This window comes from Alteromonas sp. CH_MED4-4, from assembly GCF_037029575.1.
In the GTDB taxonomy this organism is placed as follows: Bacteria; Pseudomonadota; Gammaproteobacteria; order Enterobacterales; family Alteromonadaceae; genus Alteromonas; species Alteromonas macleodii.
Window position 1 is genome coordinate 110,555 of record NZ_JAYMEU010000002.1, and the last position, 26,871, is coordinate 137,425.

The window sequence follows — 26,871 nt, forward strand, 5'->3', positions numbered from 1 at the left end:
TTTATCAAAACGGGTAACTCTCATCTTTTCAAGAAGAAGTGTCAGATTAAGTCGAGACTAATTCAGCTAGGTTCCCCTTTTTTTTGCGTTGTTTATTACCAATCCGTATGCATTTGTTATGTAAAACCTGACCTGAATGGTGAATTAAGAACCGCTCACGCTTTTTTGACATAGAAGCTTAAACTCTATGCGGCGGCACCTCTGTTCGCATAACCCTTACACCTATCAATTCAACTTCCCCAGTATATCGATCCTCACCATTACTCGAAAACTCAAAGTTGAATACACTGTGCCAGTCAGGCTTTCCATATTTGAATGAAAATCGTGTTTTAGCTCTTGCCACACTCAGCAATTGTAAACCGTGTTTATCGCAGTATTGCTTTAGGTAAGTGTTTGTTTGCTCAGAAATGGCTCGAATGCGCCAAAACTGATAGCCAGTAAACCCAATAACCATCCACACCACTAACTCAAGTAACGTCATTTACTTTCTCGCTTGTGCAAACAATTGTTGAAATGCATTGCTGAGAATCTGAGGGTTGGCTTTGGAATGCAGGAGTGTTAGCACTTGTCTGCGTAACTTCGGGACTTGTACTAAATCTGAAAAGAAGCCTGCGAATAAGGCGCCCTTATGACCCTCTTTTTCATCAACGTTTGCCGCCTGCTCTAAAAAGGCACTAAGCAGTAGTGGTTCCATTTGCTCGAAATGACGTGCTGCAATAACGCTTAAAATATCAAGTCTCTGCGACTTTTCGCTTTTTAATAGTTCGAGTAGTTTGTTGTTAATGGTCGGGTTAAAGGTACCCTCTGACGTGCCTCTTAACGCCGCTAAATTGATTTCGTCACTTTTATCTATCTCATCCAAATACGCCGCTAATAAATTTTCAGGCAGAGAAACGCTTTCACTCATTTCCATCAATGTGTTAAGGAAAACGTCCGAGTAAAGTGAGGTGTTGTTTTTAATTGCCTGCGCTAATACATCTTGTTTGGGGTGATGGCTTAGGCTATGTACAAAGTCGGCCACGCTCTGCATGGATATTTGCTGCCAATCAACAAGTTGCGGGGCTTGAATGTAGGCCTCAACTTTCTGCGACTCTTCACTTAAAGGTTGGTTTAGGGTGCGTTTAACTAATGCGTTAAATTGAGCGAGCTGCGATTGATTGGGAACAAACGAATAAGGATTATCAGGCAAAGTTTGCGCGTTTTCAGTATCTTCAGCAACAGACTGACCAAGTGCATCAACTATGATCTCTAGAAAATGATTTCTTGCTGCGGCCACCACTAAGCCTTGCTCATCAAGCGGCAGTTTCACAAACCAAATATAGTGTTGCGTGGAGGCATTTTTATTCCAAAAGACGATGCCGAACCACGCATGCTGCTGACGAGGGTAGGGCGCGTAAGCACTGCCGTTTTCTATTTCTAGAAAGGTTTGACTATCGGTGGGTTCAAGGCGACGACCTAAATCAAAAACCTGATATTCAGTGCCTGCATGTAACAAAAACTCGCTGATAGAATTAATACCGTTAGCGCTCATAACTCGTTCCAAAATACTGCTTTAATCAAAATTTGCCAGGCTGTCACATCTATTCAAAGGGGCACATCGATGAGATACCGCCAACAAAGACGGGTAATGGTATCACAGCAGAAGAAATTCAACGATAAGACACGCGGACTTATGTTGACCTTTAGCCCCTGATATACTGCGCGCTTCGAAATAGAAGCGTTTTTGAATTGCGGAGAGGATGTGATTAAAACGAATAGCACTCATCACATAGCATTAAGTAAAGCATTGATACAATTAGAAACAGACATGTATCAGGATGGTATTTGGCCAAATGAAGAGCCTTCGGAACAAGACCTAAATAATGCTATGGAAAGTGCGGTTCCTTTTGCGGTCGACTGTTTAGCGTTTGAGAGTTGGTTGGCTTTTATTTTTATACCCAAAATGCGCATTTTGTTGAAACAGGAAATGCCTTTACCACCCATGCAAATTGCGCCCGCAGCAGAAATATATCTGTCATCGGCGCATCAGCGCACTCTGTCCCAGCTTCAAGTTATTGATAATATTGCCAATGGAGACATTGGGTGAGTAAACACAACGCACTATGCAGAACGATTTAAAAGGCCAATTAACTGTGCATTCAGATGAGCAAACAATAGGAAAGGTAGACGTTGGTGAGGAAGATAGCGTTAATGCTCTTCATTTACCTGTGCTGTACCAAGATGAACATATCATCGCGATTGAGAAGCCGCCTGGCCTACTAGTACACAGAAGCCCGATTGATAGACATGAAACGGTGTTCGCAGTACAGACACTTAGAGACCAAATAGGCCAGCACGTATACCCAGCTCACCGATTAGACCGACCCACGTCAGGTGTGCTGGTGTTTAGCTTTAGCTCAGAAATTGCTGCAAAGCTTGGGCAGCAGATGATGGACAAGCAGGTAATAAAAACGTATCACGCTATAGTTCGCGGTTTTGTGCACCATACCGGATATATCGATTACGCCCTAAAATACCGTTACGACAAAATTGCAGACAAGCATAAGCGCCCGCAGCAGCCGCCACAACCTGCATCAACTATGTATCAGTCAGTGGCAAAATTCGAAGTGCCTGAGCCTGTGGGCAAATACCAAAGTGCACGATATTCGCTAGTTAAGCTTTCTCCTAGTACCGGTCGTAAACATCAGCTTCGTCGGCACATGGTTCATATTCGTCACCCCATTATCGGCGACACGACCCACGGGGACGGCAAACAAAACAAATTCGCCAAGCAGCACTTTAATTTTAACAATTTGGCCTTAAGTTGTACTCAAATGGGCTTTTCTCATCCTATCACTGGAAAGTGGGTAACGATTAATTCACAGATGCACAGTGAAATGCGACTATGGCTCGAAAAATTAGCGCCGTTTTGCATTTAGGTTGATAAAATAGTAAGAATTTCCGCCTGTCGAAAAAGGCGACGATCATTGGTTTAAGAGGTAAAAATGGCAACATTGAAAATTATTGCGGGTACAGTTTACGGCAATGCGCAACACGTAGCTGAGCAGGTGGAAGAGAACTTAGCTGAACAGGGCGTGGATTGCTCACTAGAAAGCGACCCGTCGGTTGCAGATTTTACTGATGCTGACGCACTTTTGATCATTACCTCTACAACAGGGCAGGGCGATGTACCACCAAACCTTGAGTTTGTGTTTTCAGATCTGAAAGACGAATCGCCTATGCTAACCGGCAAGCCATTCGCGGTGGCAGCCCTAGGCGATAGCAGCTATGGCGATAGTTTCTGTGGTGCGGGTAAACAGTTTCAAGCGTTACTGACCGAGCTACAAGGTAACGCAGTTGCCGATATGTTAGAGGTTGACGCGATTGAAACCCTAGAGCCCGAAAAAGACGTAGTAGAGTGGGTTAACACCATTAAAGATAAGCTGTTGGCTTAAGTCTTAGAAGTGTGGTGATTACGAAAAGAAAGAGGCGCATAAGCGCCTCTTTTAATTTGTGAGTCTTTCAGCATGTGGCTCGGCTAATTGAAATTAACCCGAGCCGTTAGCGATAAGCCAGAAATACTGCTTATTCTACGCCTCGAAGTAGCGCGTTGATACCTACTTTCGCGCGGGTCTTCGCATCTACTTTCTTCACGATGATAGCGGCGTAAAGGCTGTATTTACCGTCTGCGCTTGGCAGGTTACCCGCCACGACTACTGAACCTGCTGGTACACGGCCATAGTGAACTTCACCGGTTTCGCGGTCATAAATACGCGTGCTCTGACCGATGTAAACGCCCATTGAAATAACAGAACCTTCTTCAACAATCACGCCTTCTACAATTTCAGAACGGGCGCCGATAAAGCAGTTGTCTTCAATAATTGTAGGGTTTGCTTGAAGCGGTTCTAATACGCCACCAATGCCCACGCCACCAGAAAGGTGAACATTCTTACCAATTTGCGCACACGAGCCTACGGTCGCCCATGTATCAACCATAGTACCTTCGTCAACAAACGCACCAATGTTTACGTAAGAAGGCATAACAACCGCGTTCTTGCCTACGAATGTACCTGTACGTACCGCTGCTGGTGGAACAATACGCGCGCCGTCAGCCGCAAACTGTTCAGCAGTATAGTTTGTATACTTAAGCGGTACTTTGTCATAAAATTTACTTTCGGCGCCTTCAATCACATCGTTGTTGTGAAGACGGAAGAAAAGTAGAACAGCTTTTTTAAGCCATTGATGTACTACCCATTCGCCAGCAATTTTTTCTGCAACGCGCGCTTTACCTGTGTTTAAAAGGTCAATAGCTTGTGCTACTGCATCTCTTACTTCATCAGGTGCAGATGAAGGGCTAATGCTATCGCGATTTTCGAAGGCGTCTTCAATGATGGCTTTCAATTCATTCATGGTATTGTGATATCTTCAAGTTGGTCGAGTTTGAACAGGATACGCTTTTTAAGGTTCACCTGTTGTTCTTGGGTTAATGCTTTGCCAGCCTCATTGCTGACGATAAAAATATCTTCGGCTCGCTCGCCAATGGTGGCAATTTTCGCAAGCTTAAGCGTCATATTAGTATCAACGAATGCGTGACCAATTTTAGCTAAAATGCCCGGAGCGTCTAGGGCTTCTAACTCAATAAGCGTGGCTTCATCGTTGATATTGAAAAAGCGTACCTTAGTAGGCACGTCAAGTTGTTTCATTTGCCGAGGCAATTTACGCTTATTTTCGTGCGAACGCCCCGGCTTTTCAAGTTGGGCAGAAATAGCATTTTCAATGGACGCAATGCGAGACTCTGAGCTTATACGACTGCCGTCATTTTCAAGAATAAGCATGCTATCGAACACATAGCCATCTCTGGTCACGGTAACGTGGGCGTCGTGAATTGAACAGTTGCGACTGTCCAGCACTGACGCGACTTGCGCAAACAATGCTTTTCTATCTTTGCCGTAAACAAACACCTCAGTGCCACCTTTCGCACTGTTGTCATTTGCTTTTACTAACAGGCCATCGTGCTCTGGTGTAAGCCATTCATTCTGAGCTTTAATAATTTCGTCAGTATGCCACGCGATTTGAGTAGGCTTAAAGCGAACAAAGTAATCGTCGTCCAGGCGGGCCCACAATGCATCAATAGCAACAGGCTCAATAGCGCGCTCTTGCAAAATTTGCCTTGCTTGGTGTTTGTGAGTAGTTACTCGCTCGTTCAATGTTACTTGACACTGTAGCCCATTATCCAATGCCTTTTGCGTCATTAAATATAATTCGCGAAGTAAAGATGCTTTCCAGTCGTTCCAAAGATTGTCATTGGTGGCACGAATATCGGCAAGGGTGAGCGTATAAAGCAAATTAAGGTGATTGTGGCTTCTTACTGCGCCAGCAAACTCGCTTATAACGTCAGGGTCATAAATATCACGGCGTTGGGCTACCACTGACATCAGTAGGTGGTTTTCTACAAGCCATGCAATCATTTCAGCATCGTCACTGGGAACATCGTGTTGCTGACAGAACTTTGCTACATCCTGGGCCCCTAGCGTGGAATGATCGCCATTTCTACCTTTGGCGATATCGTGGAAAATAGCAGCGATATAAAGCACTTCTGGTTTATCAAGGTTTCTGCAAATTCTGCCGCAGCGCGGGAAATCTTTATTTGCCTTTGAGAAAAAGTAGTTAACATGCTTCACTAGCCGGTGAGTGTGCTCGTCCACCGTGTAGGCGTGAAACAGATCGAACTGCATCATACCTACAATGGCATCCCATTCAGGAAGATAAGCTTGTAAAATGCCGTATTGATGCATGATGTCCCATGCAAAATCAAAGAACTCAGGCTGTTTCATTAAGCGCATGAATTTTTCGCGGCACAGCGGGCGCTCAACATAGTATTCTGCTTCAAAAGCGCGGTGAGCGTTGCGCAGCTGACGTATGCAAATCGTACTGAGGCCTTGTACTTCTGGCGTGTTGGCCACCAAATGCAGAAAGTCCAAGATTGCTTCGGGAGAGGAGAAAACGGTTTCGTGTCGTGGCGATATCATGTTATCGAGCAGCTCGAAATCTTCGTTTATGATCACGCTTTTCTGAACGCTTTGGTTCAGCATGTCGTACTTGAAGCGCTGAAGCAGCATTTGATTCAGTTCAGACACCCGCGCTACGGTGCGGAAAAAGTCCCGCATCATTTTTTCGACAGACGATTTACCTTCTTCACCATACCCCATCATTTTTGCAACGTCAGGTTGGTAATCAAACAGCAGTCGGTTTTCGCTTCTGCCTGCAACCAGGTGCAGTGCACAACGCATTTTCCAAAGGTGCATGCGACAAGCAATTAATTCACTGTGCTCTTGTTCTGTAAAGTAGCCGTGGCCTACTAAATTCCAGCCGTCATATTCTTTAAAATGCTTTTTGGCGACCCAGCCAATAGATTGAATATCACGCAAACACCCGGGGTTTTCTTTGATGTTAGGTTCAAGGTTATAAGCGGTACCGTTGAATTTGGCGTGGCGTTTTTTCTGCTCGTCATACTTGGCTGAGAAAAACGCTTTGCTCGACCATGAGTTTCGACCGTTAACTTCATCCCACAATTTATCAAAGGTGGCTTCACTGCCGCAAAGTAATCGGCTTTCCACTAAATTGGTCGCAATCGTAATATCGTCTTTTGCTAGCTTAACCGTTTCTTTGATAGTGCGAACTGACTGGCCAACATCTAATTTGATATCCCATAAAAGGGTGATGAACATGCCAATTTTTTCTTGTACATCGGGCTTAAGTTTCTTTTTACTAACTATGAGTAAATCGATGTCTGAATGAGGTTGCAGATGACCACGGCCGTAACCACCAACGGCGCAAAGCGATAATTCATCGACGGTATCTAAACCATAAAGTTGCCAAAGATGACAAAGCAATGCATCGACGAACTGTGCACGACCGGTAACGAGTTGATTAACCGGCGTAGCGTCGAAGGACTCCGTTATCCAGGCATAACTGGCTTCCACGCACGATTTAATGGCGGGAATTTCATCAACAGAGCTAATTGTGTCGATATTCTTTATCAGTGATTGCAGCGTCAAAATACACCTTTGAAATAGCCTTCTTTTTAGACGCTAAGAACAATAGCATGAATTGCTAGTAGTTCGCAGTAGCAAATTAATGCATAAGTTAGGTTGAATTGTGAATATTTATGGTTTTTTGTTATAGGTGTGTAGCGCAGTAAATATGAGGGGAGTGGGCACACGATGCCGAACTTTGATAGTTGGAATTTGAGCTAACGAGCCAATAAAAAAGCAGCCGCGAATTCAACGGCTGCTTTGCATAATTCGATAGACTCAATCTTCTGAAATCATATTTTTAACGCGATTATTCGAAACGTTATCAATATTGTCGAAGTCGATTTATCCGTGAGAAATGATGCGTTCCAAGGTTTCTTCTTCGCGAAGCGTAAGAATCTCAACGCCGGTTTCAGTGACCAATAGGGTGTGCTCCCATTGGGCGCTTAAACTTCTGTCTTTAGTTACCACAGTCCATTGGTCTGGTAGCACTTTTGAGTAGCGCTTGCCTGCGTTGACCATAGGCTCGATGGTAAAGCACATACCTGGCTCTAACACATCACCTGTACCTGGCTTACCGTAGTGAACAATTTGTGGTTCTTCGTGGAAACTAGCGCCAATACCGTGGCCGCAGTATTCACGAACTATTGAATAGTTATGCGCTTCTGCGTGGGTTTGACAAATATGACCGATATCGCCAAGGCGCATACCCGGTTTCACTTGCTCAATAGCTTTATATAAGCATTCTTGGGTAACGCGAATTAGGCGCTCTGCAAGGATAGAAGGCTTACCCACCACAAACATCTTTGACGTATCGCCATGATAGCCATCTTTAATAACTGTGACGTCGATATTAATGATGTCGCCGTCTTTCAGTTTCTTATCAGAAGGAATACCGTGGCAAATACAGTGGTTTACTGACGTGCAGATAGATTTAGGAAAAGGCGGGTGGCCGTAGTTTAAAGGCGCAGGTACCGCTTTTTGCTCATTTACAATATAGTCGTGGCAAATAGTATTTAGCTCATCAGTGGTAACGCCTTTCTTTACGTAAGGCCCTATCATAGTAAGCACTTCGGCTGCCAATTTACCGGCTACGCGCATTTTTTCGATTTCTTCTGGGGTTTTGATAATAGCTGTCACAGCGCCTCTCAAATCGTTTGAAACTAGTTTGATGAAGAATTTTGATTACTTACGCATTATAACACTATTTAGGTCATTCTTAGTAAGGTGATGATATTGTTGGCTTTTATCTGCTAAAGGCAGAGGTGGAAAGCGAGTTCATTAAGGGTTCTATACTTTCTTTAACCTAAATACTTCAAATTGTCGCTTTTTACCCTCAAAACTTGAGGGTTAGGTGGGATTGTGGTATAAAGCGCGCGCCCTGACGGAAAGCTCATTTTGCCACGTGCATTTGGGACCGTTTTAGAGGGTAAATTTATTTTATTAAAACACACATATACCGACACTTCGTATCGGGGTGTTCAGTTCAATTTAGGTTGGTCTGAATCGATACAAGGGGTATATGGAGGCCTAACCCCAAGAGGAAAATAAAATGGCTAATGTTTCTATGCGTGACATGCTGAAAGCAGGTGTGCATTTCGGTCACCAAACTCGTTACTGGAACCCAAAGATGAAGCCTTTCATCTTCGGCGCTCGTAACAAAGTTCATATCATCAACCTTGAAAAAACGGTTCCACTTTTCAACAACGCACTTAACTACCTTTCAGGTGTTGCGTCTAAGAAAGGTAAAATCCTTTTCGTTGGTACTAAGCGCGCAGCTGGCGAAGCAGTTAAAGATGCTGCTCTTAAGTGCGACCAGTACTACGTAAATAAGCGTTGGTTAGGTGGTATGCTGACTAACTGGAAAACAGTACGTCAGTCAATCAAGCGTCTTAAAGATCTTGAGCAGCAAAGCCAAGACGGTACGTTTGAGAAGCTAACTAAGAAAGAAGCACTTATGCTTCAGCGCGAAATGGACAAGCTTGAAAACAGCCTTGGCGGTATCAAAGACATGGGCGGTCTTCCAGACGCGATCTTTGTTATCGACGCAGATCACGAGCACATTGCTGTAACAGAAGCTCGTAACCTAGGTATTCCTGTTGTTGGTGTTGTTGATACTAACTCTAACCCAGACGGTGTTGATTACATCATCCCTGGTAACGACGATGCTATCCGCGCTATCCAACTTTACTTGGATGCTGCTGCAAACGCTATCAACTCAGGTCGCGAAAGCAACCTTGAAGTACAAGCTGAGCAAGACGACTTCGTAGAAGCAGCAGAGTAATTCTGATTGCTTACTGTCATATCTTAATAATATGGCAGTACTACAATACGAAACGTATTGAGAGGGGCGACATCGCCCCTTTTACCTAACGAATTTATATTTAATGCTGAGGAATTGAAAAATGGCAGTGACTGCAGCACTAGTTAAAGAACTGCGCGAACGTACTGGCGCAGGTATGCTGGATTGTAAAAAAGCCCTGGTTGAAACGGATGGTGACATTGAGTTAGCCATTGAAAACATGCGTAAATCAGGCCAAGCGAAAGCGGCTAAAAAAGCAGGCCGTATCGCAGCTGAAGGTGTAATCCTTACTAAGGTTGAAGCAGGTCGTGCGACTATGCTTGAACTTAACTGTGAAACTGACTTCGTAGCACGTGACGAAGGTTTCCTTAAGTTTGGTAACGAGCTACTAGAGGTAGCTGCTGCTAACAACATCAACGACATCGATGCGCTTAACGATGCAGAACTTAACGGTTCTAAAGTAAGCGAAGTTCGTGACGCACTTGTTGCTAAAATCGGCGAAAACATCTCTCCTCGTCGCGTTATCAACGTCGAAGGCGATACACTAGGCGCGTATGTACACGGCGGCCGTATTGGTGTTATCTCTATCCTTACTGGCGGTGACGAAGAGCTAGCGAAAGACGTTGCAATGCACGTTGCAGCTGCAAGCCCGCAGTTCGTTAAGCCTGAAAACGTTCCAGCAGAAGTTGTTGAGAAAGAGAAAGAAATCCAAATCGAAATCGCTATCCAGTCTGGTAAGCCAGCTGATATCGCTGAGAAAATGGTTGCAGGCCGCATGAAGAAGTTCACTGGCGAAGTGAGCTTGACTGGTCAGCCTTTCGTTAAAGATCCTTCAATCTCTGTTGCTGAGCTTCTTAAGAACAACAGCGCAGACGTAATCAACTTCGTACGTTTCGAAGTTGGTGAAGGTATCGAGAAGAAGACTGAAGACTTCGCTGCTGAAGTAGCTGCTCAAATGGCTGCTGCTAAGAAATAATTGAGTGTTTATCTTTTGCATTAAGCAATAGTTAGATAAACTACAAAGCACCTCTTAGGAGGTGCTTTTTTATAGCTGAACGTCTTTAGTGTTGCCATTGCAATGCGTAAGTGTGAAGCTAGGCGAGATTAAGTACGCGCCTGCCTGACAAACGAAAGCGCTTTGTCCTATGTTTTTTACAACAGTGGCTTGTCGAAAGACATAGGACAAAACGGGTTTACGAGGACAATTCAAACTATGAGTATCACACCAAAATCAGCATACCGACGCATTTTGTTAAAGCTTAGTGGTGAAGCCCTAATGGGGGCGGAAGGCTTTGGCATAGACCCTAAAGTGCTAGATAGAATGGCACAAGAAATTAAAGAGCTGGTTGAACTTGGTGTTCAAGTTGGTCTTGTTATCGGTGGTGGTAACTTGTTCCGTGGCGAAGGCTTAGCAAAAGCGGGAATGAACCGCGTTGTTGGCGATCACATGGGAATGCTGGCTACCGTAATGAATGGCCTAGCCATGCGCGATGCGCTTCATCGTGCATTCGTAAATGCGCGAATGATGTCAGCAATACCGCTAAACGGTGTTTGCGATGCCTACAACTGGGCAGAAGCCATTAGCCTTCTTAAGTCAGGCCGTGTTGTTATCTTCTCTGCCGGTACAGGCAACCCTTTCTTCACCACAGACTCAGCGGCTTGTTTACGCGGTATCGAAATTGAAGCCGATGCGGTATTGAAAGCGACAAAAGTTGATGGTGTTTACAGCGATGATCCGGTGAAAAATCCAGAAGCAACGCTTTACGAAGAACTGACTTATCAAGAAGTACTAGAAAAAGAACTTAAAGTGATGGACTTGTCAGCGTTTACTTTGGCGCGCGATCACAGCTTGCCAATTCGCGTATTCAACATGAATAAGCCAGGTTGCCTGAAGCGTGTTGTGATGGGCGAAAAAGAAGGTACTGTTATTCGCCACGCTGACAACGATTAATTAAGAACAATAGGATACAAATCGTGATTGATGAAATTGAATTAGATGCGCAAGAGCGCATGGAAAAAAGCCTAGTTTCTCTTAAGGGCCAATTCAGCAAAATCCGCACAGGTCGTGCGCATCCAAGCCTTCTAGATGGCATCATGGTACCTTATTACGGCGTAGACACGCCGCTAAAGCAAGTGGCTAACGTCGTTGCAGAAGACAGTCGTACTCTAGCGTTAACTGTGTTTGATAAAAGCGCCATTCAAGCGGTAGAAAAAGCCATTATGCAGTCTGATTTGGGTTTAAACCCAATGAGTGCAGGTGGTTCAATTCGTATTCCACTTCCTCCTCTTACTGAAGAGCGTCGTAAAGACCTTATCCGCGTTGTTCGCAATGAAGCGGAAGGTGGTCGTGTCGCTATCCGTAACATCCGTCGTGACGCGAACGGTGACATCAAAGATCTTCTTAAAGAAAAAGAAATCAGTGAAGATGAGAGCCGCGCTGCTGAAGAGAACATTCAATCTATTACTAACGATTTCATTAAGAAAGTTGACAGCATGCTTGCTGACAAAGAAAAAGAACTAATGGAAGTATAAGTAAGTATTATGATTGGAAAGCGTTTAAGCGCAGCCAAATCGACAAAAACAGAGGTGCCAGCAGAATCTGCTGGCCCGAAGCACGTTGCAATCATTATGGATGGCAATGGTCGATGGGCGCAAAAGAAAGGGAAAATTCGTACCTTTGGTCATAAAGCCGGGGTAGAGTCTGTTCGTTCTGTTGTGCGCTTTGCACGTCAAAACGGTATTGAATCACTTACGCTATTTGCGTTTTCAAGTGAGAACTGGAAACGTCCAGAGGAAGAAGTCAGTGTCTTAATGGAGCTGTTCAATCTTGTCCTCAATAGCGAAGCAAAAAGACTACACAAAAATGGTGTACGTCTACAGGTTATTGGTGATGTTGAGGCGTTTGATGCCAAGCTGGTCGAAAAAATTCGTAAAGCTGAAGACATGACCAAAGACAACAAAGATTTGGTCTTGAATATCGCCGCAAATTACGGTGGTAGATGGGACATTGTAAACGCGGCTAAGCAGCTTGCTACGCAAGTGAAAAGCGGCGAACTTGATGTGGAAAGCATCTGTGAAGACGCACTGAATGCGCACATTTCAACAGCTAACCTTCCTGAGTTAGACCTTCTTATTCGCACAGGTGGCGAACACCGTATTAGCAACTTCTTGCTGTGGCAATGTGCCTATGCAGAGTTGTACTTTACCGACGTACTATGGCCTGACTTCAACGAAGACGTGTTTCAATTGGCCGTAGACGATTTTAACGTTCGCCAACGTCGCTTCGGTTTAACCGGTGAACAGGTAGTCACAGCCGATGGTTAACACCATACAGGCAATTATCAGGCTCGCCCTGGTAACGATAGCCAAGGGCAAATTATGCTAAAACAACGAATAATAACTGCATTAATCCTCGCGCCACTGGCGCTTTACGCTATTCTTTTTCTTCCTATTTTTTGGTTTGAAATAGCCATTGCTGGTGTTGTCGGCATTGGCGCTTATGAATGGGCGAATATGTCGGGCGTATGTGAACGTCCTAAAAAGCTCATTTATATGGCAGGTGCCTTTGCCATATGTATAGCCTTGTCTCTTATTGTTGATGCCAGCACGATTTGGTATCAAGGCCAATTACATGGTTTATACCGTGCCATATTAACGGTTGCCGTATTATGGTGGATAGCGTCTTTATTTATGGTGCTAGCCTATCCCAAATATTCCAAGTTCTGGAAAGACAGTCGCAGCGTTAGAACCCTATTTGGGGCACTTACGCTTATACCCACATGGGTAGCGGTTGTTGCGCTTCGCACGAGCTTGCACGATGTTGATCCTTTCTACGGCGCTTCACTCATCTTCTATGTGCTGGGGATTGTTTGGGCTGCAGATATTGGTGCATTCTTTGTTGGCGTAAAATTCGGACGCCACAAGTTACGCCCTAACGTATCGCCAGGTAAAAGTTTAGAAGGCTTGTTAGGCGGTATTGCAGCTTCATTCGCTATTATCGCTTTTGCGGCCCTTCACTATCAGGTAGAGCCTTCGCGTATTTGGCTTCACCTTGCTATCGGCGGTATTACGGTGGCTGTTTCCGCCCTTGGCGATTTAAACGAAAGCATGCTTAAGCGTTGTGCGGGCATTAAAGACAGCGGCAAAATTCTCCCTGGGCACGGTGGTGTACTCGATAGAATCGACAGCTTAACCGCGGCATTCCCTGTTTTTGCGTTCTGCTATGTAACCTGGATGGCGTAATGCAAACAGTAACAGTGTTAGGGGCCACAGGCTCCATTGGTTGTAATACACTCGACGTAATAAACCGCCACCCAGACAAATATCGCGTATTTGCTATTACTGGCAACTCACAGCTTGAATTGCTTATGGAGCAGGCCCAGAAATGCGCGCCGCGCTATGTGGTAATTGCTGATGACGCTAACTACAAACTAGCCTGTGAGTTAGCATCCCAGTACGGTGTGGATGCAGAAATTCTCGCTGGTGCTAAGGCGCTGGAAGAAGTATCCAGCGCGCCTGAAGTTGATGCTGTAATGGCAGCCATTGTGGGTGCAGCCGGGCTTTTACCCACACTGGCAGCAGTAAAGGCGGGTAAACGGGTTTTGCTTGCCAATAAAGAAGCGTTAGTCATGTCTGGTGCTTTATTTATCGAGGCTGCGAACCAAAGCGGCGCTGAAATTCTTCCTATTGACAGCGAACACAACGCCATATTCCAGTGCCTACCGCACGATTATGAATACGGTAACTTTGCCGCATCCGGCATTCGTAAAATTCTCTTAACGGGTTCTGGTGGTCCGTTTAGAGAAAGACCGCTTGATAGCTTCTCGTCAATTACAATTGATGAAGCCAGTACACACCCTAACTGGTCGATGGGCAGAAAAATTACAATCGATTCTGCAACTATGATGAACAAGGGGCTGGAGTTCATTGAAGCCTGTTGGTTGTTCGGTGCTGGTGCAGATGATATTGATGTGGTTATTCACCCGCAAAGTATTATTCATTCTATGGTGCAATATGTTGATGGCTCGGTGATCGCACAAATGGGCAACCCTGACATGCGCACCCCTATTGCCTATGGCTTAGCTCATCCAGAGCGAATCGAAGCGGGCGTAACGCCACTAGATTTTTCTGACATTGCCAATTTCAGTTTTCAAACCCCTTGCTTTGAACGTTATCCTAATTTGAAACTGGCTATTGATGCGTGTAAGGAAGGGCAGTGTGCAACAACACGAGTGAACGCGTCAAACGAAGTGGCAGTCGAGGCCTTTTTAGAAGGTAAGATCCAGTTTTGCGATATTGCTAAAGTAAATGACGCCACGCTTAATGCTCTGCCCAATGTGTCGGTGAATTCTATTCAGCAAATACTAGAGCAAGACAGTCTTGCAAGAGCAAAAGCTAACGAGATTATTCGAGGTAAATTCCAGTGCTAGCATTTTTATGGAGCCTTGGTGCATTCATTGTAGCCTTAGGTATTTTGGTTGCTGTACATGAATGGGGGCACTTTTATGTGGCTCGTAAATGCGGTGTGCAGGTAGAGCGCTTCTCAATTGGTTTTGGAAAGCCTATATGGCGTAAAACAAGTAAATCAGGCACAGAATATGTCATCGCTATGATCCCATTAGGTGGATACGTGCGCATGCTCGATGGACGCATTGATGACGTACCGCCTGAGTTAGAAGACAAAGCGTTTAACAATAAACCTGTTTTGCAGCGCATGGCGGTTATTGCTGCTGGACCTGGCGTTAACTTTATTTTTGCGTTCTTCGCATTGTGGTTGATGTATCTGGTGGGGCTGGAAACGGTTAAGCCAGTAGTTAAACAAGTTGAGCCAGAAAGCATCGCAGCCATTGCTGGTGTACAACCTGGTGATGAAATTATTAAAGTTGGCGACAGGAATACGCCTGATTGGGAAGCGGTAAACCTGGAAATAGTCTCAAACATTGGCGCCGAAAAAACCAATGTTACGGTTAAAAATTCGTCAAATGTTGAAAAAGAACTGACTTTTACACTGGGTTCTTGGAACTTTGACCCAGATAGCGAGTCTCCTTTAAGCAGCTTAGGGTTAACCCCTTATCGCCCAGATGCAACGTTAACCGTTGGGTTTGTAGGTGAAGGAAGCGCTGCTCAGCAAGCGGGTTTAAAACCCGGTGATGAGCTTCTTGCATTAAATGGCGCTAAGTTGTCATCGTGGGAGCGATTAGTTGACGTTATTGTTGAAAGTCCCGGCGAGAATATCTCGCTTGATATACAAAGGGATGGACAAGAGCTGACGTTAGATGCCACGATAGCGCGCCGCGATACACCACAAGGGCAAAGTGGATATCTCGGTGTAAGCCCAACATTTGAGCCTTGGCCAGAAGGGTATGTGTTTACGCATCAATATGGCATTATAGAGGCTATTGGGAAGGCGCTAGATAAAACATGGCGTCTTATGACACTCAGTGTCGAAATGATAGGTAAGCTCATCACGGGCGACGTGTCAGTGAAGAATTTGAGTGGGCCTATCTCAATTGCTCAAGGTGCGGGAACAAGTGCTGGGTATGGACTTGCGTACTTTTTGAGTTTTCTTGCCTTAATAAGCGTAAATTTAGGCATAATAAATTTATTACCCTTGCCCATGCTTGACGGTGGTCACCTCATGTTTTTTATCGTGGAGTGGATCACAGGCAAACCTGTGCCTGAAGCGGTTCAGGAATGGGGTTACAGAATAGGTGGCGTGCTTCTGTTTATGATCATGGGTATCGCAATTTTTAACGATATCGCTCGCATAACCTGATACAAATCAGGAAGTACAAAACAGCTAATACAAAACGCGGCCAGGAAAAGAAAAATAGATGAAGTTAAAACAGTTAGTAGCAGCCGGAGCCATTCTTTCCAGTGCTAGCTTTGCCAATGCTGCGGCGCAAGACAGTGAATTTGTCGTTGAAGACATTCGCGTAGAAGGTTTGCAACGAGTTGCACTTGGTGCAGCCTTAACCTACTTGCCCGTTCAAGTTGGCGACGAGCTTAATACATTCAGGGTAACGCAGCTTATTCGCTCGTTGTACTCTTCAACTCACTTTGAAAATGTTGAAATTCTTCGTGATGGCAATACGCTTGTCGTGCGTGTCGCTGAGCGTCCTACCATTAGTAATATCATCTTTGAAGGCAACGATGATATTAAAGATGAGCAACTTCAGGAAAGCTTAGACGGGAACGGCGTTCGTATTGGTGAGCCGCTCGATAAGACCGTACTAACCTCTATCGAGAATGGCCTGAAAGACTTCTTTTACAGCATAGGTAAATATAATGCTGACGTGACGGCTATTATAACGCCGCTACCGCGTAACCGTGTTGACTTGAAATTACTTTTCGAAGAGGGCGACGCGGCTGAAATTGAACAAATCAATATTGTAGGTAACGAAATCTTCTCAGACGAAGAGCTGATGGAGGCTTTCGAGCTGCAATACGATACGCCTTGGTGGGATTTCCTGTCGGAAACTCGCTACCAGCAGCAAACGCTGCAAGGGGATATGGAAACGCTGCGTAACCATTACTTAAACCGTGGTTACCTTCGCTTTAACGTTGACTCTACACAAGTTTCAATGACACCTGAAAAGTCAGGTATCTATATCGCCATGAACGTAACAGAAGGTGAGCAATACACTATCTCTGAAGTTGAGCTGGTAGGCGATGTACTCGGGCACGAAGAGTATATTGAACGCGTGCTTCCGCTTACTACGGGTGAATTGTATAACCAAGCAGAAGTAACGTATACAGAAGAATTTATCAGTAAGTATCTTGGTCGCTTTGGGTACGCTTACCCAACAGTAACTACGGTTCCTGAAATTAATGACGAAGACAAAACGGTTAAGCTCACGCTGTCCGTTGACCCAGGCAAACGTATCTACGTCAACCGCATTAAATTTAACGGCAACGTAGTAACAGCCGATAGCGTTCTGCGTCAAAATGTCAGCCAGATGGAAGGTACGTGGCTGTCGAATAACTTACTTGAGTCTTCAAAGAACCAGCTTTCTCGACTTACTTATATGGAAGAGGTTGAATTTGAAACGGTACGTATCCCGGGTTCAGAAGATAAAGTAGACGTTAATTTTAACGTAAAAGAACAGCCATCGGGCTCGTTTAATGCTGGTATCGGCTATGGTGACAGAACGAAGCTAAGCCTACAGGCGGGTATCCAGCAAGATAACTTCTTGGGTACAGGTAAACGTGTGGGTCTTAACCTAAGCACGGTTTCATATCAGCGCAGTGCGCAAATCACGTACAACGACCCTTATTTTACCATTGACGGTATTAGTTTGGGCGGAAGCTTGGGCTATAGTGAGTTCGACGGTTCTGACTTTAACGTTATTCAGTACAACTCTAAGCGCTGGTCTATTGGTGCGAACATTGGTTATCCGATTAACGAGTTTAATCGTATTAACTTCGGTTTGACCTACAGCAACGTAGAGCTATTCAACCGTGGTTACTACGAGCAAACTGAGCAATTCTATAATCAGTTTACTAACGGTGAAGATCCTGATGCGGCTATTAAATATGATAGCTTCTTGGCAAGCGTAAGCTGGAGCAGAAGTACGCTTAACCGTGGTCTGTTCCCTACTGCTGGTTCGTCTCAGCGTGCGTCATTCAGCATTACCACGCCTAACTCAGACGTGAACTACTTCAAGACAGTATTTGACGGTAAGTGGTACTTCCCATTATCTCGTAACCAGCGCTGGTCTTTCCTAGCGCGCGTACGTCTTGGCTACGGGAATGGTTACGGTGATATTAACGGCAATGAGCAAATATTACCGTTTACAGAGAACTTTACGGCAGGTGGTTCTGATTCACTACGAGGATTCGAGAATAACACGGTAGGTCCTCGCGGTGTATTCCTAGGCAATACGGGCACTATAGTTGGACCTGATGGCGAAGTGTTCCCAGGCGATCCAGCTGATGCGCAGCTGTCTTGGTCGACGCGAAGCCTAGGTGGTAACGCGATGGCACTTGGCGGTATCGAGCTTATTGTTCCTACGCCATTTGTTGAAGAAGAAATGGATAACTCAGTTCGTACAAGTTTGTTTGTGGATGTGGGTAACGTGTGGGATACTGAGTTCGACTATGACTATTACCGTCAGTTTGACATAGCATCTACACAACGCGGTGAGCTATTGGACTATTCTGATTGGAGCCTGTATCGTAGCTCGGCAGGTATATCGGTCCAATGGGTATCGCCAATGGGACCGATGGTATTCAGCTTCTCGAAAGCGATACAGCAACGTGATGGTGACGATGCGAGATTCTTCACTTTCAACATTGGTCAAACTTTCTAAGACATTAAAGCGAGCGCGTTTTTAGGCGCGCTCTATAATAAGATTCACAAAAGGAGTTCCCTTTGAAACAGTTGGTTAAACATATCGTTGCAGGAGCAATGTTGGGTAGCGCTTTAGTTAGTACATCTGTAATGGCTGAGCAGAAAGTTGCAGTTGTCGATGTGCAAGGTATTTTCCAAGCGATGCCTCAAGCGGCTGAAATTCAAAACGCTATTCAGGCTGAATTTAAAGATCAGCTTGAAGAAGTGAATCAACTGCAGCGTGATGGTCAGTTCTACGCAGAACGTCTTCAGCGCGACGCAGCGACAATGAGCGATGCAGAGAAGAAAGAACTAGAACAAAAAATCTTGTCAGTACGTGAAGAGCTAGCTAAAAAAGGTCAACCTTTGCAGCAAAACATTCAACGTCGCAGCAACGAAGAGCGCAACAAGCTTCTTGGCCTAATCAAGCAAGCTATTGACTCTGTTGCAGCAAAGCAAGGTTATGACCTAGTGCTTAACGCTGGTGCGGTTGCGTTTGCAAAAGAAGAGCACGACTTATCTGAGCAAGTTCTTCAGCAAGTAAGCAAAACTAACTAATAACTGCACTAGTCAGTTGTAAAATTTATCAGACCAACTCCCCAAAGGTGTTGGTCTGATTTGTTTTTTGCGCTTAACAGCGTATGGTTGCCGCCGTTTTTAGTTTTTACGGCGAGTTTGACCAGAATGCCAATCAATCATCTGTATTGGTATAAAATAGTTGTAGGTCATGCTTGTATACAGGAGAAAGTTTTTGGCCAATTCACTTAATACCATCGAAATTCAGGAAATATTGGAACTGTTACCTCATCGGTATCCATTCCTACTTGTTGATCGTGTAACAGACTATGTTCTGGGTGAGTCTGTAAAGGCTTATAAGAATATCACTATCAATGAGCCGTGTTTCATGGGGCACTTCCCTGAACAGCCAATTTTCCCAGGGGTATTAATTCTTGAAGCTATGGCACAAGCTGCCGGTGTTTTAGGATTTAAGACAATGGGTAACAATGATAAGTTATACTTGTATGCAGGGATTGATAACGCACGCTTTAAGCGTCCTGTTGTTCCAGGTGACAGGCTTGAGTTTGATGTTGCTCTAGTTAAAGAGCGCAGAGGGATTTGGAAATTTAAAGGCACTGCAAGCGTTGATGGCGATATCGCTTGTGTTGCAGAGTTTATGTGTGCGATGAGAGAGATAGCTTAACGTGATCCATCCAACTGCGGTAATTTCAGAAAGTGCAACGATTGGTGAAAATGTCACCATTGGCCCATTTTGTGTCGTAGACGACAACGTCACCATAGGCGATGGCTGTATTCTGAAATCACATGTGGTGGTACGCGGCCCAACGCGTATCGGTAAAAACAATAAATTTTATCAGTTTTCTTCAATTGGTGAAGACTGCCAAGATAAGAAGTATGCGGGCGAGCCTACTGAACTTGTCATCGGTGACGATAACGAGTTTAGGGAAGGGGTAACCGTTCACCGAGGCACTATTCAAGACAACAGCATTACTATAATCGGTTCTCGCTGTTTATTTATGGCCAATTCTCATGTGGCCCATGATTGTGTTCTTGGCAACGACATTATTATTGCAAACAGTGTTGCGATTGCAGGCCATGTTCACATGGACGACCACGTCATTGTTGGCGGTGCTGCAGGTATTCACCAGTTCTGTAAGATTGGAGCCCATTCGTTCTTGGGGGCTGGCGGCATTATTCTGCGCGACGTGCCTCCCTTTGTTATGGTCAGCGGCCAGAAAAATATTCCTCAGGGTATTAATTCTGAAGGACTTAAGCGTCGTGGCTTCAGCAAAGAAGAAGTTATGGCCATTAAACGCGCTTACAAAGCAATATACCGTGAAGGCAATACCGTAGACGAAGCCATTGAAAAACTTGCCGAACCCGCACAGGAGTTCCCTGGTGTGGCCCTTATGGTGAAGTTCTTACAAGACTCTGAGCGAGGCATTATTCGCTAATTATGTCTAGGCCTATCCGTATCGGCATGGTTGCCGGAGAGCCCTCTGGTGACGTGCTTGCCGCCGGAATGGTTGCAGAGTTAAAACGCCAATACCCTGATGCGGTTATCGAAGGTATTGGCGGTCCAAATATGATAAACGCGGGTTTTCATAGTCTGTTCGATATGGAAACCTTGTCGGTTATGGGACTTGTTGAAGTTCTCTCCCATCTACCTGCCATCTTGAAAGTTAAAAAGCAGCTTCTTGCTCACTTCGAGCAAAATCCGCCAGATATTTTTGTGGGTATTGATGCGCCTGATTTTAATCTGAGAGTAGAAAAAGCGCTTAAAGCACGCGGTATCAAAACCATGCACTATGTGAGTCCTACTGTGTGGGCGTGGCGTGAAAAGCGCATCCATAAAATAGCGAAAGCGACTAATCGTGTGTTGGGTTTATTTCCTTTCGAGCAGCAGGTTTACGATAAATACCATGTTCCCTATACCTTTGTGGGACACACAATGGCTGACGCTATAGCAATTGAGCCCGACCAAAATGCGGCGCGCCAAGAATTAGGTGTAGATAGTAATGCTTCCGTATTGGCTGTACTTCCCGGCTCACGCAGAGGCGAAGTAGAAACGCTACTTCCAGTATTTCTGGAGACCATAGAAGCTATTCATGCTAAACGCAGCGACATTCAATTTCTTATCCCTGCTGCTAACGAACATCGTCTTGCACAAATAAAAGCACTCTTGCTGGAAGCCAATAATGCAGAGGAACGTTTACCCATTCAGGTAACGCAAGGCACATCGCGAGATGCGATGATAGCTAGCGATGTTATCTTGCTTGCTTCAGGCACGGCTACCTTAGAGGCCATGTTATGCAAGCGCCCCATGGTGGCCGCTTATTTACTTGCACCACTCACGTATAAAATTATGCAGCGTTTGTATAAAGCGCCTTTCTTCACGTTGCCAAATCTATTGGCTAATGAAGCTATTATTCCTGAATTACTACAAGAAGAAGTAAATGCAGAGAATATGAGCAATCAGCTACTCAACTTCTTCGAAAGTGATAATTCAGCCCTTATTTCCCGTTTCACCGACCTCCACCATACGCTAAAATGCAACGCTGATAAAACAGCAGCAAAAGCTGTCGTGGAGGAATTGTTTGCATAAGTTAATTGCCGGCGTTGATGAAGTAGGTCGTGGCCCGTTAGTCGGTGATGTGGTCACCGCCGCGGTCATTCTCGACCCTGAAAATCCCATTGAAGGGCTAACGGACTCTAAAAAACTGAGTGAAAAAAAGCGCGTAGCGCTTGCCCAAGAAATTCGTGAAAAAGCACTCTACTGGAATATAGGTAGAGCTAGCCCTGAAGAAATAGATAAGCTTAATATACTGCACGCTACCATGCTCGCCATGATCCGCGCAGTGGAAGGCCTGCCAGTAAGGCCTGACTTTGTGCGCGTAGACGGTAACCGGGTTCCTGCGTGGAATTTTGAGTCTGAAGCGGTAGTGAAAGGCGATAGCCTGCACGCAGAAATTTCAGCGGCTTCCATTATTGCCAAAGTAGAGCGAGACAACGATATGATTTCGCTTCACGAGGCCTACCCGCAATATAACTTTGCCGGGCACAAAGGTTACCCCACAAAAGCACACTTTGAAGCCATCGCTGAATATGGCATCTTAGATTGCTATCGAAAAAGTTTTAAACCTGTAAAAGCGCTACTCGAAGAGAAATAACATCATGTCATCGCCATTTATTCATTTACGTGTTCACAGCGACTTTTCGATGATGGACGGCCTGAATAAGGTTAAACCTATTCTAGGTAAAGTGGCCGCGCTTGGCATGCCTGCCGTGGCGATCACCGACCAAATGAATATGTGTGGCTTGGTAAAGTTTTATTCCGAGGCACATAACTTAGGTATTAAGCCCATCATCGGCACCGATTTTTGGGTGACCAATGAAGTCTTTGGCGATGAACCTTTCAGGCTAACCCTTATTGCAATGAACAATGAGGGATATAAGAACATTACAATTCTTATCTCCAAGGCCTACCTTCGTGGACACTTGGCACACCGTGCGGTTATCGATCAAGAATGGTTAGCAGAGCATAGTGAAGGTGTGATTGTTTTATCGGGTGCACAGCAAGGCGATATTGGCGTAGGTTTAATGAAAAACAACGCCAAAATTCTAGATAGTGCCCTTGAGTTTTATCAAACCCATTTTCCTGACCGCTTTTATTTAGAGCTGATTAGAACCGGTAGGCAAGGTGAAGAGGATTACTTACACCTTGCCGTAGAGCTTGCTGAGCAGCGCGGGTTACCCGTAGTAGCCACGAACGAAGTATGCTTTATTGACCAAGAGGGTTTCGAGGCTCACGAAATTCGAGTGTGTATTCACGACGGCTATACGCTTGATGATACCCGCCGTCCTAAACGATACAGCGACCAGCAGTACCTTCGCACTGCTGAAGAAATGGTTGAGTTATTTAGCGATATTCCTGAAGCCTTAGAAAATACGGTTGAAATTGCTAAGCGCTGTAACGTTACTGTACGGTTAAACGAATACTTCTTGCCGCAATTTCCAACCGGCGGCATGACCACCGAAGACTTCTTGGTTAAGGTGTCTGAAGAGGGGTTGGAAGAACGTCTAGAATTTCTATTTCCCGATGAAGAAGTGCGCAAAGCGAAACGTCCAGAGTACGATGACCGACTTCGCATTGAGCTTGAAGTTATCAACCAAATGGGTTTCCCAGGCTACTTCCTTATTGTAATGGAGTTCATTCAGTGGAGTAAGGATAACGGAATTCCGGTAGGGCCAGGGCGGGGTTCTGGTGCGGGTTCACTGGTGGCTTATGCCCTAAAAATTACCGACCTAGACCCGCTTGAATTCGACTTGCTATTCGAACGTTTCTTGAACCCAGAGCGTGTATCCATGCCCGACTTCGACGTCGACTTCTGTATGGATAGACGAGACGAGGTAATCGACCACGTTGCTGAGCTTTACGGACGTCAGGCGGTATCGCAGATCATTACGTTTGGTACTATGGCGGCAAAAGCGGTAGTGCGCGACGTAGGCCGCGTGCTTGGTCACCCATACGGCTTTGTAGACAGAATCTCAAAGCTTATTCCACCAGATCCAGGCATGACGCTTGAAAAGGCGTTTAAAGCAGAGCCACAGCTACCAGAAGTGTATGAAAGCGATGAGGAAGTGAAAGACCTTATCGATATGGCGCGAATACTTGAAGGGGTTACCCGAAATGCCGGTAAGCACGCCGGTGGTGTTGTTATTGCGCCAACCACAATTACTGATTTCTCGCCTTTGTATTGTGATGACGAAGGTAAAAACCCCGTAACCCAGTTCGACAAAAACGACGTTGAAACGGCGGGCTTGGTAAAATTCGATTTCTTAGGTCTTCGTACGCTGACCATTATTCAGTGGGCAATAGATATGATCAAAGAAGGGAAGAACGTTGATGTCGATATCAGCGCTATTCCGCTTGAAGATCCTAAGAGTTTCAGAACCCTTCAAAACGCCGAGACAACTGCGGTATTCCAGCTGGAATCTCGCGGTATGAAAGAACTAATTAAGCGCCTTAAACCTGACTGCTTCGAAGATATTATCGCACTGGTGGCCCTGTTCCGTCCGGGCCCGCTGCAATCAGGCATGGTAGATAACTTTATTGACCGAAAGCACGGACGTGAAGAAATTTCCTACCCCGATGCTGAATATCAGCACGAGTGCTTGAAAGAAATTCTAGAGCCTACCTATGGCATTATCTTGTATCAGGAACAGGTAATGCAGATAGCCCAGGAAATGGCGGGCTACTCACTGGGCGGCGCTGACTTGCTTCGTCGTGCTATGGGTAAGAAAAAGCCTGAAGAAATGGCGAAGCAGCGCGGCACGTTCGCCGAAGGTGCCAAGGGCAATAATATTGACCCAGACCTAGCGATGAAAATCTTCGACTTGGTAGAAAAGTTCGCGGGTTACGGGTTTAACAAATCTCACTCTGCCGCTTACGCGTTGGTGTCTTATCAAACTTTGTGGCTGAAAGTGCATTATCCAGCGGAATTCATGGCTGCGGTAATGTCGGCAGATATGGATAACACCGATAAAATCGTGACGCTTGTCGATGAATGTGAGCGCATGGGTATTGAGATACTGCCGCCAGATTTAAATGCGGGTAAATACAAATTTACCGTCGATAGCGAAGGTCGCATTGTTTACGGTATCGGTGCGATTAAAGGGGTAGGTGAAGGCCCAATTGAAGCGATTATTGAAGCGCGGGAGACCCAAGGGGCATTTAAGGATCTATTTGATTTCTGCGCCAAGATAGACATTAAACGGGTAAACAAGCGAGTGCTAGAAAAGCTAGTATTAGCGGGGGCAATGGACAACTTAGGCCCCCATCGCGCTAGTCTTATGGCGAGTTTACCCGAGGCCCTTGCCGCCGCTGGACAGCATGCAAAAGCCGAGTCGTTTGGTCAGTCAGACATGTTTGGCCTACTGACTACCGAGCCAGAAGACGTGAAGCAAGCGTTTGCCGATGTCCCTGAGTGGCCTGAAAAAGTATGGCTAGAAGGTGAAAAAGACACCCTAGGCTTGTACTTAACCGGCCACCCCATCAATCAGTACGCGGAAGAACTGCGTTACTACACCGACGGTCGATTAGTTGATTTAAAACCAACCAACAAAGACCAAATGGCCAGTGCAGTAGGACTGGTGCTTGGCGTTCGTGTTATGACGAACAAGCGGGGTCGTCGCTGGGCCATAGTGACACTGGATGATAAGAGTGCCAGAATAGACGTACGTTTCTTCCCCGATATGTACGAACAGTTTGAAAGTGTGTTAGAAACTGACAGAATATTGCTTATAAAGGGACAGGTCAGCTTTGATGATTTCTCTGGGGGCAATACAATCACCGCCCGTGATGTAATGGACATTGTTCAGGCACGAGAGAAAAACGCGAGAGCGCTGGCACTTAATATTGATACCCAGCTGCTTGAACCGAAGAAAATGAGTCAGATGCAATCTATCCTGCAGGCATTTAACGGCGGAAGTTGTCCTGTTCAGTTAGTGGTAACCCATCCAGACGCTGAAGTAATCTTAGCGTGTGGTGCAAGATGGTACGTTACCCCTGAAGACCAACTTTTGCACGATCTCAAACAATGTTTGGGAGACAAAGCCGTTTCAATTCTCTACCATTAAGGGTAAGAGTTCGATAGATTGGACATCTCGCGTTTGCATAGACGAGCGTAGTACGAATAGGACATGAAATGAGTATACAGTTTTTGGACTTTGAACAGCCAATAGCCGAACTAGAAGCAAAAATTGAAGAGCTTAGGTTGGTGAATCAAGGTGGCGAGTTTGACGTTGGTATTGAAGAAGAAATCAATAAGCTTCGCGGTAAAAGCGCAGAGCTGACTAAAAAGATCTTTTCTGATCTTGGCGCATGGCAAGTTTCTCAACTTGCACGTCACCCAATGCGTCCATACACGTTAGATTACATTCCTCGTATTTTTACAGAATTCGACGAGCTTGCAGGCGACCGCGCGTTTGCTGACGATAAAGCGATTGTTGGTGGCCCAGCAATGCTAGATGACCAGCCGGTGATGATTATTGGTCATCAGAAAGGGCGTGACACCAACGAAAAAATTAAGCGTAACTTCGGTATGCCTAAACCAGAAGGCTACCGTAAAGCCTTGCGTCTTATGAAGATGGCTGAGCGCTTCAATATGCCTATCATCACCTTTATCGATACGCCGGGAGCGTATCCTGGTGTTGGCGCTGAAGAGCGCGGCCAGAGTGAGGCAATCGCGAAGAACCTATTCGAGATGGCTGAGCTTACCGTTCCAATCGTGTGTACCGTAATCGGTGAAGGTGGTTCAGGTGGCGCACTCGCGATTGGTGTTGGCGATCGTGTTAATATGCTTCAATATTCTACGTACTCGGTGATTTCACCAGAAGGTTGTGCGTCTATTCTGTGGAAAAGCGCAGAAAAAGCCCCACTCGCTGCTGAAGCGATGGGCGTAAGTGCGCCACAAATTAAAGAGCTAGGCCTGATTAACAGTATTGTTGAAGAGCCATTAGGTGGTGCGCATCGCGATCATAATGGCATGGCGGCTAATTTGAAGGCGGTCATTAAGCAGCAGCTTAACCAGCTTAAAGAGCTAGATAAGACTAAATTGATGGAAGAGCGTTACCAGCGTTTGATGTCGTTCGGTTATTGCTAAGCTCATTATAAGTTCATTAAGAAAACTAGCATGAAAGGTGCA

General features: G+C 45.4%; 24 protein-coding genes. 19 read left to right on the top strand and 5 right to left on the bottom strand.

Going from position 1 to position 26,871, the window contains the following annotated elements; translation table 11 throughout:
• Positions 1-178 precede the first annotated feature (178 nt).
• The gene (locus WA381_RS01995) at positions 179-481 is read right to left on the bottom strand and encodes a DUF3301 domain-containing protein (protein WP_049585979.1); all 303 of its coding nucleotides are present in this window, start codon (positions 479-481) and stop codon (positions 179-181) included.
• Positions 482-1,531: a DUF3549 family protein gene (locus WA381_RS02000; RefSeq protein ID WP_156086045.1), complete on the bottom strand. Its 1,050-nt coding sequence runs from the start codon at positions 1,529-1,531 to the stop codon at positions 482-484.
• Between the two features lie 210 nt (positions 1,532-1,741).
• Between WA381_RS02000 and WA381_RS02005 the strand changes: the two genes are divergently transcribed.
• The 3 genes from WA381_RS02005 (at position 1,742) to WA381_RS02015 (ending at position 3,434) form a co-directional block, all read left to right on the top strand.
• Entirely contained in the window at positions 1,742-2,086 is a 345-nt protein-coding gene (locus WA381_RS02005; RefSeq protein WP_231506420.1) for a YqcC family protein, read from the top strand.
• 16 nt (positions 2,087-2,102) lie between these two features.
• Positions 2,103-2,918: a tRNA pseudouridine(65) synthase TruC gene (gene truC / locus WA381_RS02010; protein ID WP_231506421.1), complete on the top strand. Its 816-nt coding sequence runs from the start codon at positions 2,103-2,105 to the stop codon at positions 2,916-2,918.
• Between the two features lie 66 nt (positions 2,919-2,984).
• On the top strand, positions 2,985-3,434 hold the full coding sequence (locus WA381_RS02015; protein WP_061484989.1) for a flavodoxin: 450 nt from the start codon (positions 2,985-2,987) through the stop codon (positions 3,432-3,434).
• Positions 3,435-3,564: 130 nt separating this feature from the next.
• Here the strand turns inward: WA381_RS02015 and dapD are convergent, their stop codons facing one another.
• The 3 genes from dapD to map form a co-directional block, all read right to left on the bottom strand.
• The gene (dapD, locus tag WA381_RS02020) at positions 3,565-4,389 is read right to left on the bottom strand and encodes a 2,3,4,5-tetrahydropyridine-2,6-dicarboxylate N-succinyltransferase (RefSeq protein ID WP_014948549.1); all 825 of its coding nucleotides are present in this window, start codon (positions 4,387-4,389) and stop codon (positions 3,565-3,567) included.
• On the bottom strand, positions 4,386-7,037 hold the full coding sequence (glnD, locus tag WA381_RS02025; protein ID WP_039224764.1) for a [protein-PII] uridylyltransferase: 2,652 nt from the start codon (positions 7,035-7,037) through the stop codon (positions 4,386-4,388). Before glnD ends, dapD begins: the two co-directional genes overlap by 4 nt.
• Before the next feature lie 321 nt (positions 7,038-7,358).
• Complete coding sequence (map, locus tag WA381_RS02030) at positions 7,359-8,153, bottom strand: type I methionyl aminopeptidase (protein WP_014948551.1); 795 nt, start codon at positions 8,151-8,153, stop codon at positions 7,359-7,361.
• 412 nt (positions 8,154-8,565) lie between these two features.
• Here map and rpsB point away from each other — a divergent pair, with 412 nt between their 5' ends.
• From rpsB to accA, 16 genes are all read left to right on the top strand, one after another.
• Entirely contained in the window at positions 8,566-9,297 is a 732-nt protein-coding gene (rpsB, locus tag WA381_RS02035) for a 30S ribosomal protein S2 (protein WP_014948552.1), read from the top strand.
• A 121-nt stretch (positions 9,298-9,418) separates the two neighbouring features.
• On the top strand, positions 9,419-10,291 hold the full coding sequence (gene tsf, locus WA381_RS02040; RefSeq protein ID WP_014978551.1) for a translation elongation factor Ts: 873 nt from the start codon (positions 9,419-9,421) through the stop codon (positions 10,289-10,291).
• Positions 10,292-10,528: 237 nt separating this feature from the next.
• Positions 10,529-11,266: a UMP kinase gene (gene pyrH, locus WA381_RS02045; RefSeq protein WP_014948554.1), complete on the top strand. Its 738-nt coding sequence runs from the start codon at positions 10,529-10,531 to the stop codon at positions 11,264-11,266.
• Positions 11,267-11,289: 23 nt separating this feature from the next.
• A complete protein-coding gene (gene frr, locus WA381_RS02050; RefSeq protein ID WP_014948555.1) occupies positions 11,290-11,847 on the top strand; it encodes a ribosome recycling factor in 558 nt (185 codons plus the stop codon).
• 9 nt (positions 11,848-11,856) lie between these two features.
• The gene (gene uppS / locus WA381_RS02055) at positions 11,857-12,639 is read left to right on the top strand and encodes a polyprenyl diphosphate synthase (protein WP_014978552.1); all 783 of its coding nucleotides are present in this window, start codon (positions 11,857-11,859) and stop codon (positions 12,637-12,639) included.
• A 54-nt stretch (positions 12,640-12,693) separates the two neighbouring features.
• On the top strand, positions 12,694-13,557 hold the full coding sequence (locus WA381_RS02060; protein ID WP_014948557.1) for a phosphatidate cytidylyltransferase: 864 nt from the start codon (positions 12,694-12,696) through the stop codon (positions 13,555-13,557).
• Positions 13,557-14,744 carry a 1-deoxy-D-xylulose-5-phosphate reductoisomerase gene (gene ispC / locus WA381_RS02065; RefSeq protein ID WP_014978553.1) on the top strand — a complete coding sequence of 396 codons (1,188 nt, stop codon included), beginning with the start codon at positions 13,557-13,559 and terminating at the stop codon, positions 14,742-14,744. The genes WA381_RS02060 and ispC overlap by 1 nt, the downstream gene beginning before the upstream one ends.
• Positions 14,738-16,090, top strand: coding sequence for a sigma E protease regulator RseP (gene rseP, locus WA381_RS02070; RefSeq protein WP_014978554.1), 1,353 nt, complete (start codon positions 14,738-14,740; stop codon positions 16,088-16,090). The genes ispC and rseP overlap by 7 nt, the downstream gene beginning before the upstream one ends.
• A 58-nt stretch (positions 16,091-16,148) precedes the next feature.
• Positions 16,149-18,626: an outer membrane protein assembly factor BamA gene (bamA, locus tag WA381_RS02075; protein ID WP_014975852.1), complete on the top strand. Its 2,478-nt coding sequence runs from the start codon at positions 16,149-16,151 to the stop codon at positions 18,624-18,626.
• 62 nt (positions 18,627-18,688) lie between these two features.
• A complete protein-coding gene (locus WA381_RS02080; RefSeq protein ID WP_014948561.1) occupies positions 18,689-19,204 on the top strand; it encodes an OmpH family outer membrane protein in 516 nt (171 codons plus the stop codon).
• A 193-nt stretch (positions 19,205-19,397) separates the two neighbouring features.
• Positions 19,398-19,847: a 3-hydroxyacyl-ACP dehydratase FabZ gene (gene fabZ / locus WA381_RS02085; RefSeq protein ID WP_014948562.1), complete on the top strand. Its 450-nt coding sequence runs from the start codon at positions 19,398-19,400 to the stop codon at positions 19,845-19,847.
• Between the two features lies 1 nt (position 19,848).
• On the top strand, positions 19,849-20,619 hold the full coding sequence (lpxA, locus tag WA381_RS02090; RefSeq protein WP_014948563.1) for an acyl-ACP--UDP-N-acetylglucosamine O-acyltransferase: 771 nt from the start codon (positions 19,849-19,851) through the stop codon (positions 20,617-20,619).
• 2 nt (positions 20,620-20,621) lie between these two features.
• Positions 20,622-21,770: a lipid-A-disaccharide synthase gene (gene lpxB, locus WA381_RS02095; RefSeq protein ID WP_014978555.1), complete on the top strand. Its 1,149-nt coding sequence runs from the start codon at positions 20,622-20,624 to the stop codon at positions 21,768-21,770.
• Entirely contained in the window at positions 21,763-22,335 is a 573-nt protein-coding gene (gene rnhB / locus WA381_RS02100) for a ribonuclease HII (protein ID WP_014948565.1), read from the top strand. Before lpxB ends, rnhB begins: the two co-directional genes overlap by 8 nt.
• Before the next feature lie 4 nt (positions 22,336-22,339).
• Entirely contained in the window at positions 22,340-25,804 is a 3,465-nt protein-coding gene (dnaE, locus tag WA381_RS02105; RefSeq protein WP_014978556.1) for a DNA polymerase III subunit alpha, read from the top strand.
• A gap of 68 nt (positions 25,805-25,872) precedes the next feature.
• Positions 25,873-26,829, top strand: a complete 957-nt coding sequence (gene accA / locus WA381_RS02110; protein ID WP_014948567.1) for an acetyl-CoA carboxylase carboxyl transferase subunit alpha — start codon at positions 25,873-25,875, stop codon at positions 26,827-26,829.
• The last annotated feature ends 42 nt before the right edge of the window (positions 26,830-26,871 follow it).

What these genes read in the sequence shown, in the direction of transcription:
- dnaE (WP_014978556.1), top strand. Translation starts at nt 22,340, where the DNA reads ATGTCATCGCCATTTATTCATTTACGTGTTCACAGCGACTTTTCGATG.
- rpsB (WP_014948552.1), top strand. Translation starts at nt 8,566, where the DNA reads ATGGCTAATGTTTCTATGCGTGACATGCTGAAAGCAGGTGTGCATTTC.
- WA381_RS01995 (WP_049585979.1), bottom strand. Translation starts at nt 481, where the DNA reads ATGACGTTACTTGAGTTAGTGGTGTGGATGGTTATTGGGTTTACTGGC.
- bamA (WP_014975852.1), top strand. Translation starts at nt 16,149, where the DNA reads ATGAAGTTAAAACAGTTAGTAGCAGCCGGAGCCATTCTTTCCAGTGCT.
- pyrH (WP_014948554.1), top strand. Translation starts at nt 10,529, where the DNA reads ATGAGTATCACACCAAAATCAGCATACCGACGCATTTTGTTAAAGCTT.
- WA381_RS02000 (WP_156086045.1), bottom strand. Translation starts at nt 1,531, where the DNA reads ATGAGCGCTAACGGTATTAATTCTATCAGCGAGTTTTTGTTACATGCA.
- dapD (WP_014948549.1), bottom strand. Translation starts at nt 4,389, where the DNA reads ATGAATGAATTGAAAGCCATCATTGAAGACGCCTTCGAAAATCGCGAT.
- tsf (WP_014978551.1), top strand. Translation starts at nt 9,419, where the DNA reads ATGGCAGTGACTGCAGCACTAGTTAAAGAACTGCGCGAACGTACTGGC.
- uppS (WP_014978552.1), top strand. Translation starts at nt 11,857, where the DNA reads ATGATTGGAAAGCGTTTAAGCGCAGCCAAATCGACAAAAACAGAGGTG.
- ispC (WP_014978553.1), top strand. Translation starts at nt 13,557, where the DNA reads ATGCAAACAGTAACAGTGTTAGGGGCCACAGGCTCCATTGGTTGTAAT.
- WA381_RS02060 (WP_014948557.1), top strand. Translation starts at nt 12,694, where the DNA reads ATGCTAAAACAACGAATAATAACTGCATTAATCCTCGCGCCACTGGCG.
- truC (WP_231506421.1), top strand. Translation starts at nt 2,103, where the DNA reads ATGCAGAACGATTTAAAAGGCCAATTAACTGTGCATTCAGATGAGCAA.
- accA (WP_014948567.1), top strand. Translation starts at nt 25,873, where the DNA reads ATGAGTATACAGTTTTTGGACTTTGAACAGCCAATAGCCGAACTAGAA.
- WA381_RS02015 (WP_061484989.1), top strand. Translation starts at nt 2,985, where the DNA reads ATGGCAACATTGAAAATTATTGCGGGTACAGTTTACGGCAATGCGCAA.
- lpxB (WP_014978555.1), top strand. Translation starts at nt 20,622, where the DNA reads ATGTCTAGGCCTATCCGTATCGGCATGGTTGCCGGAGAGCCCTCTGGT.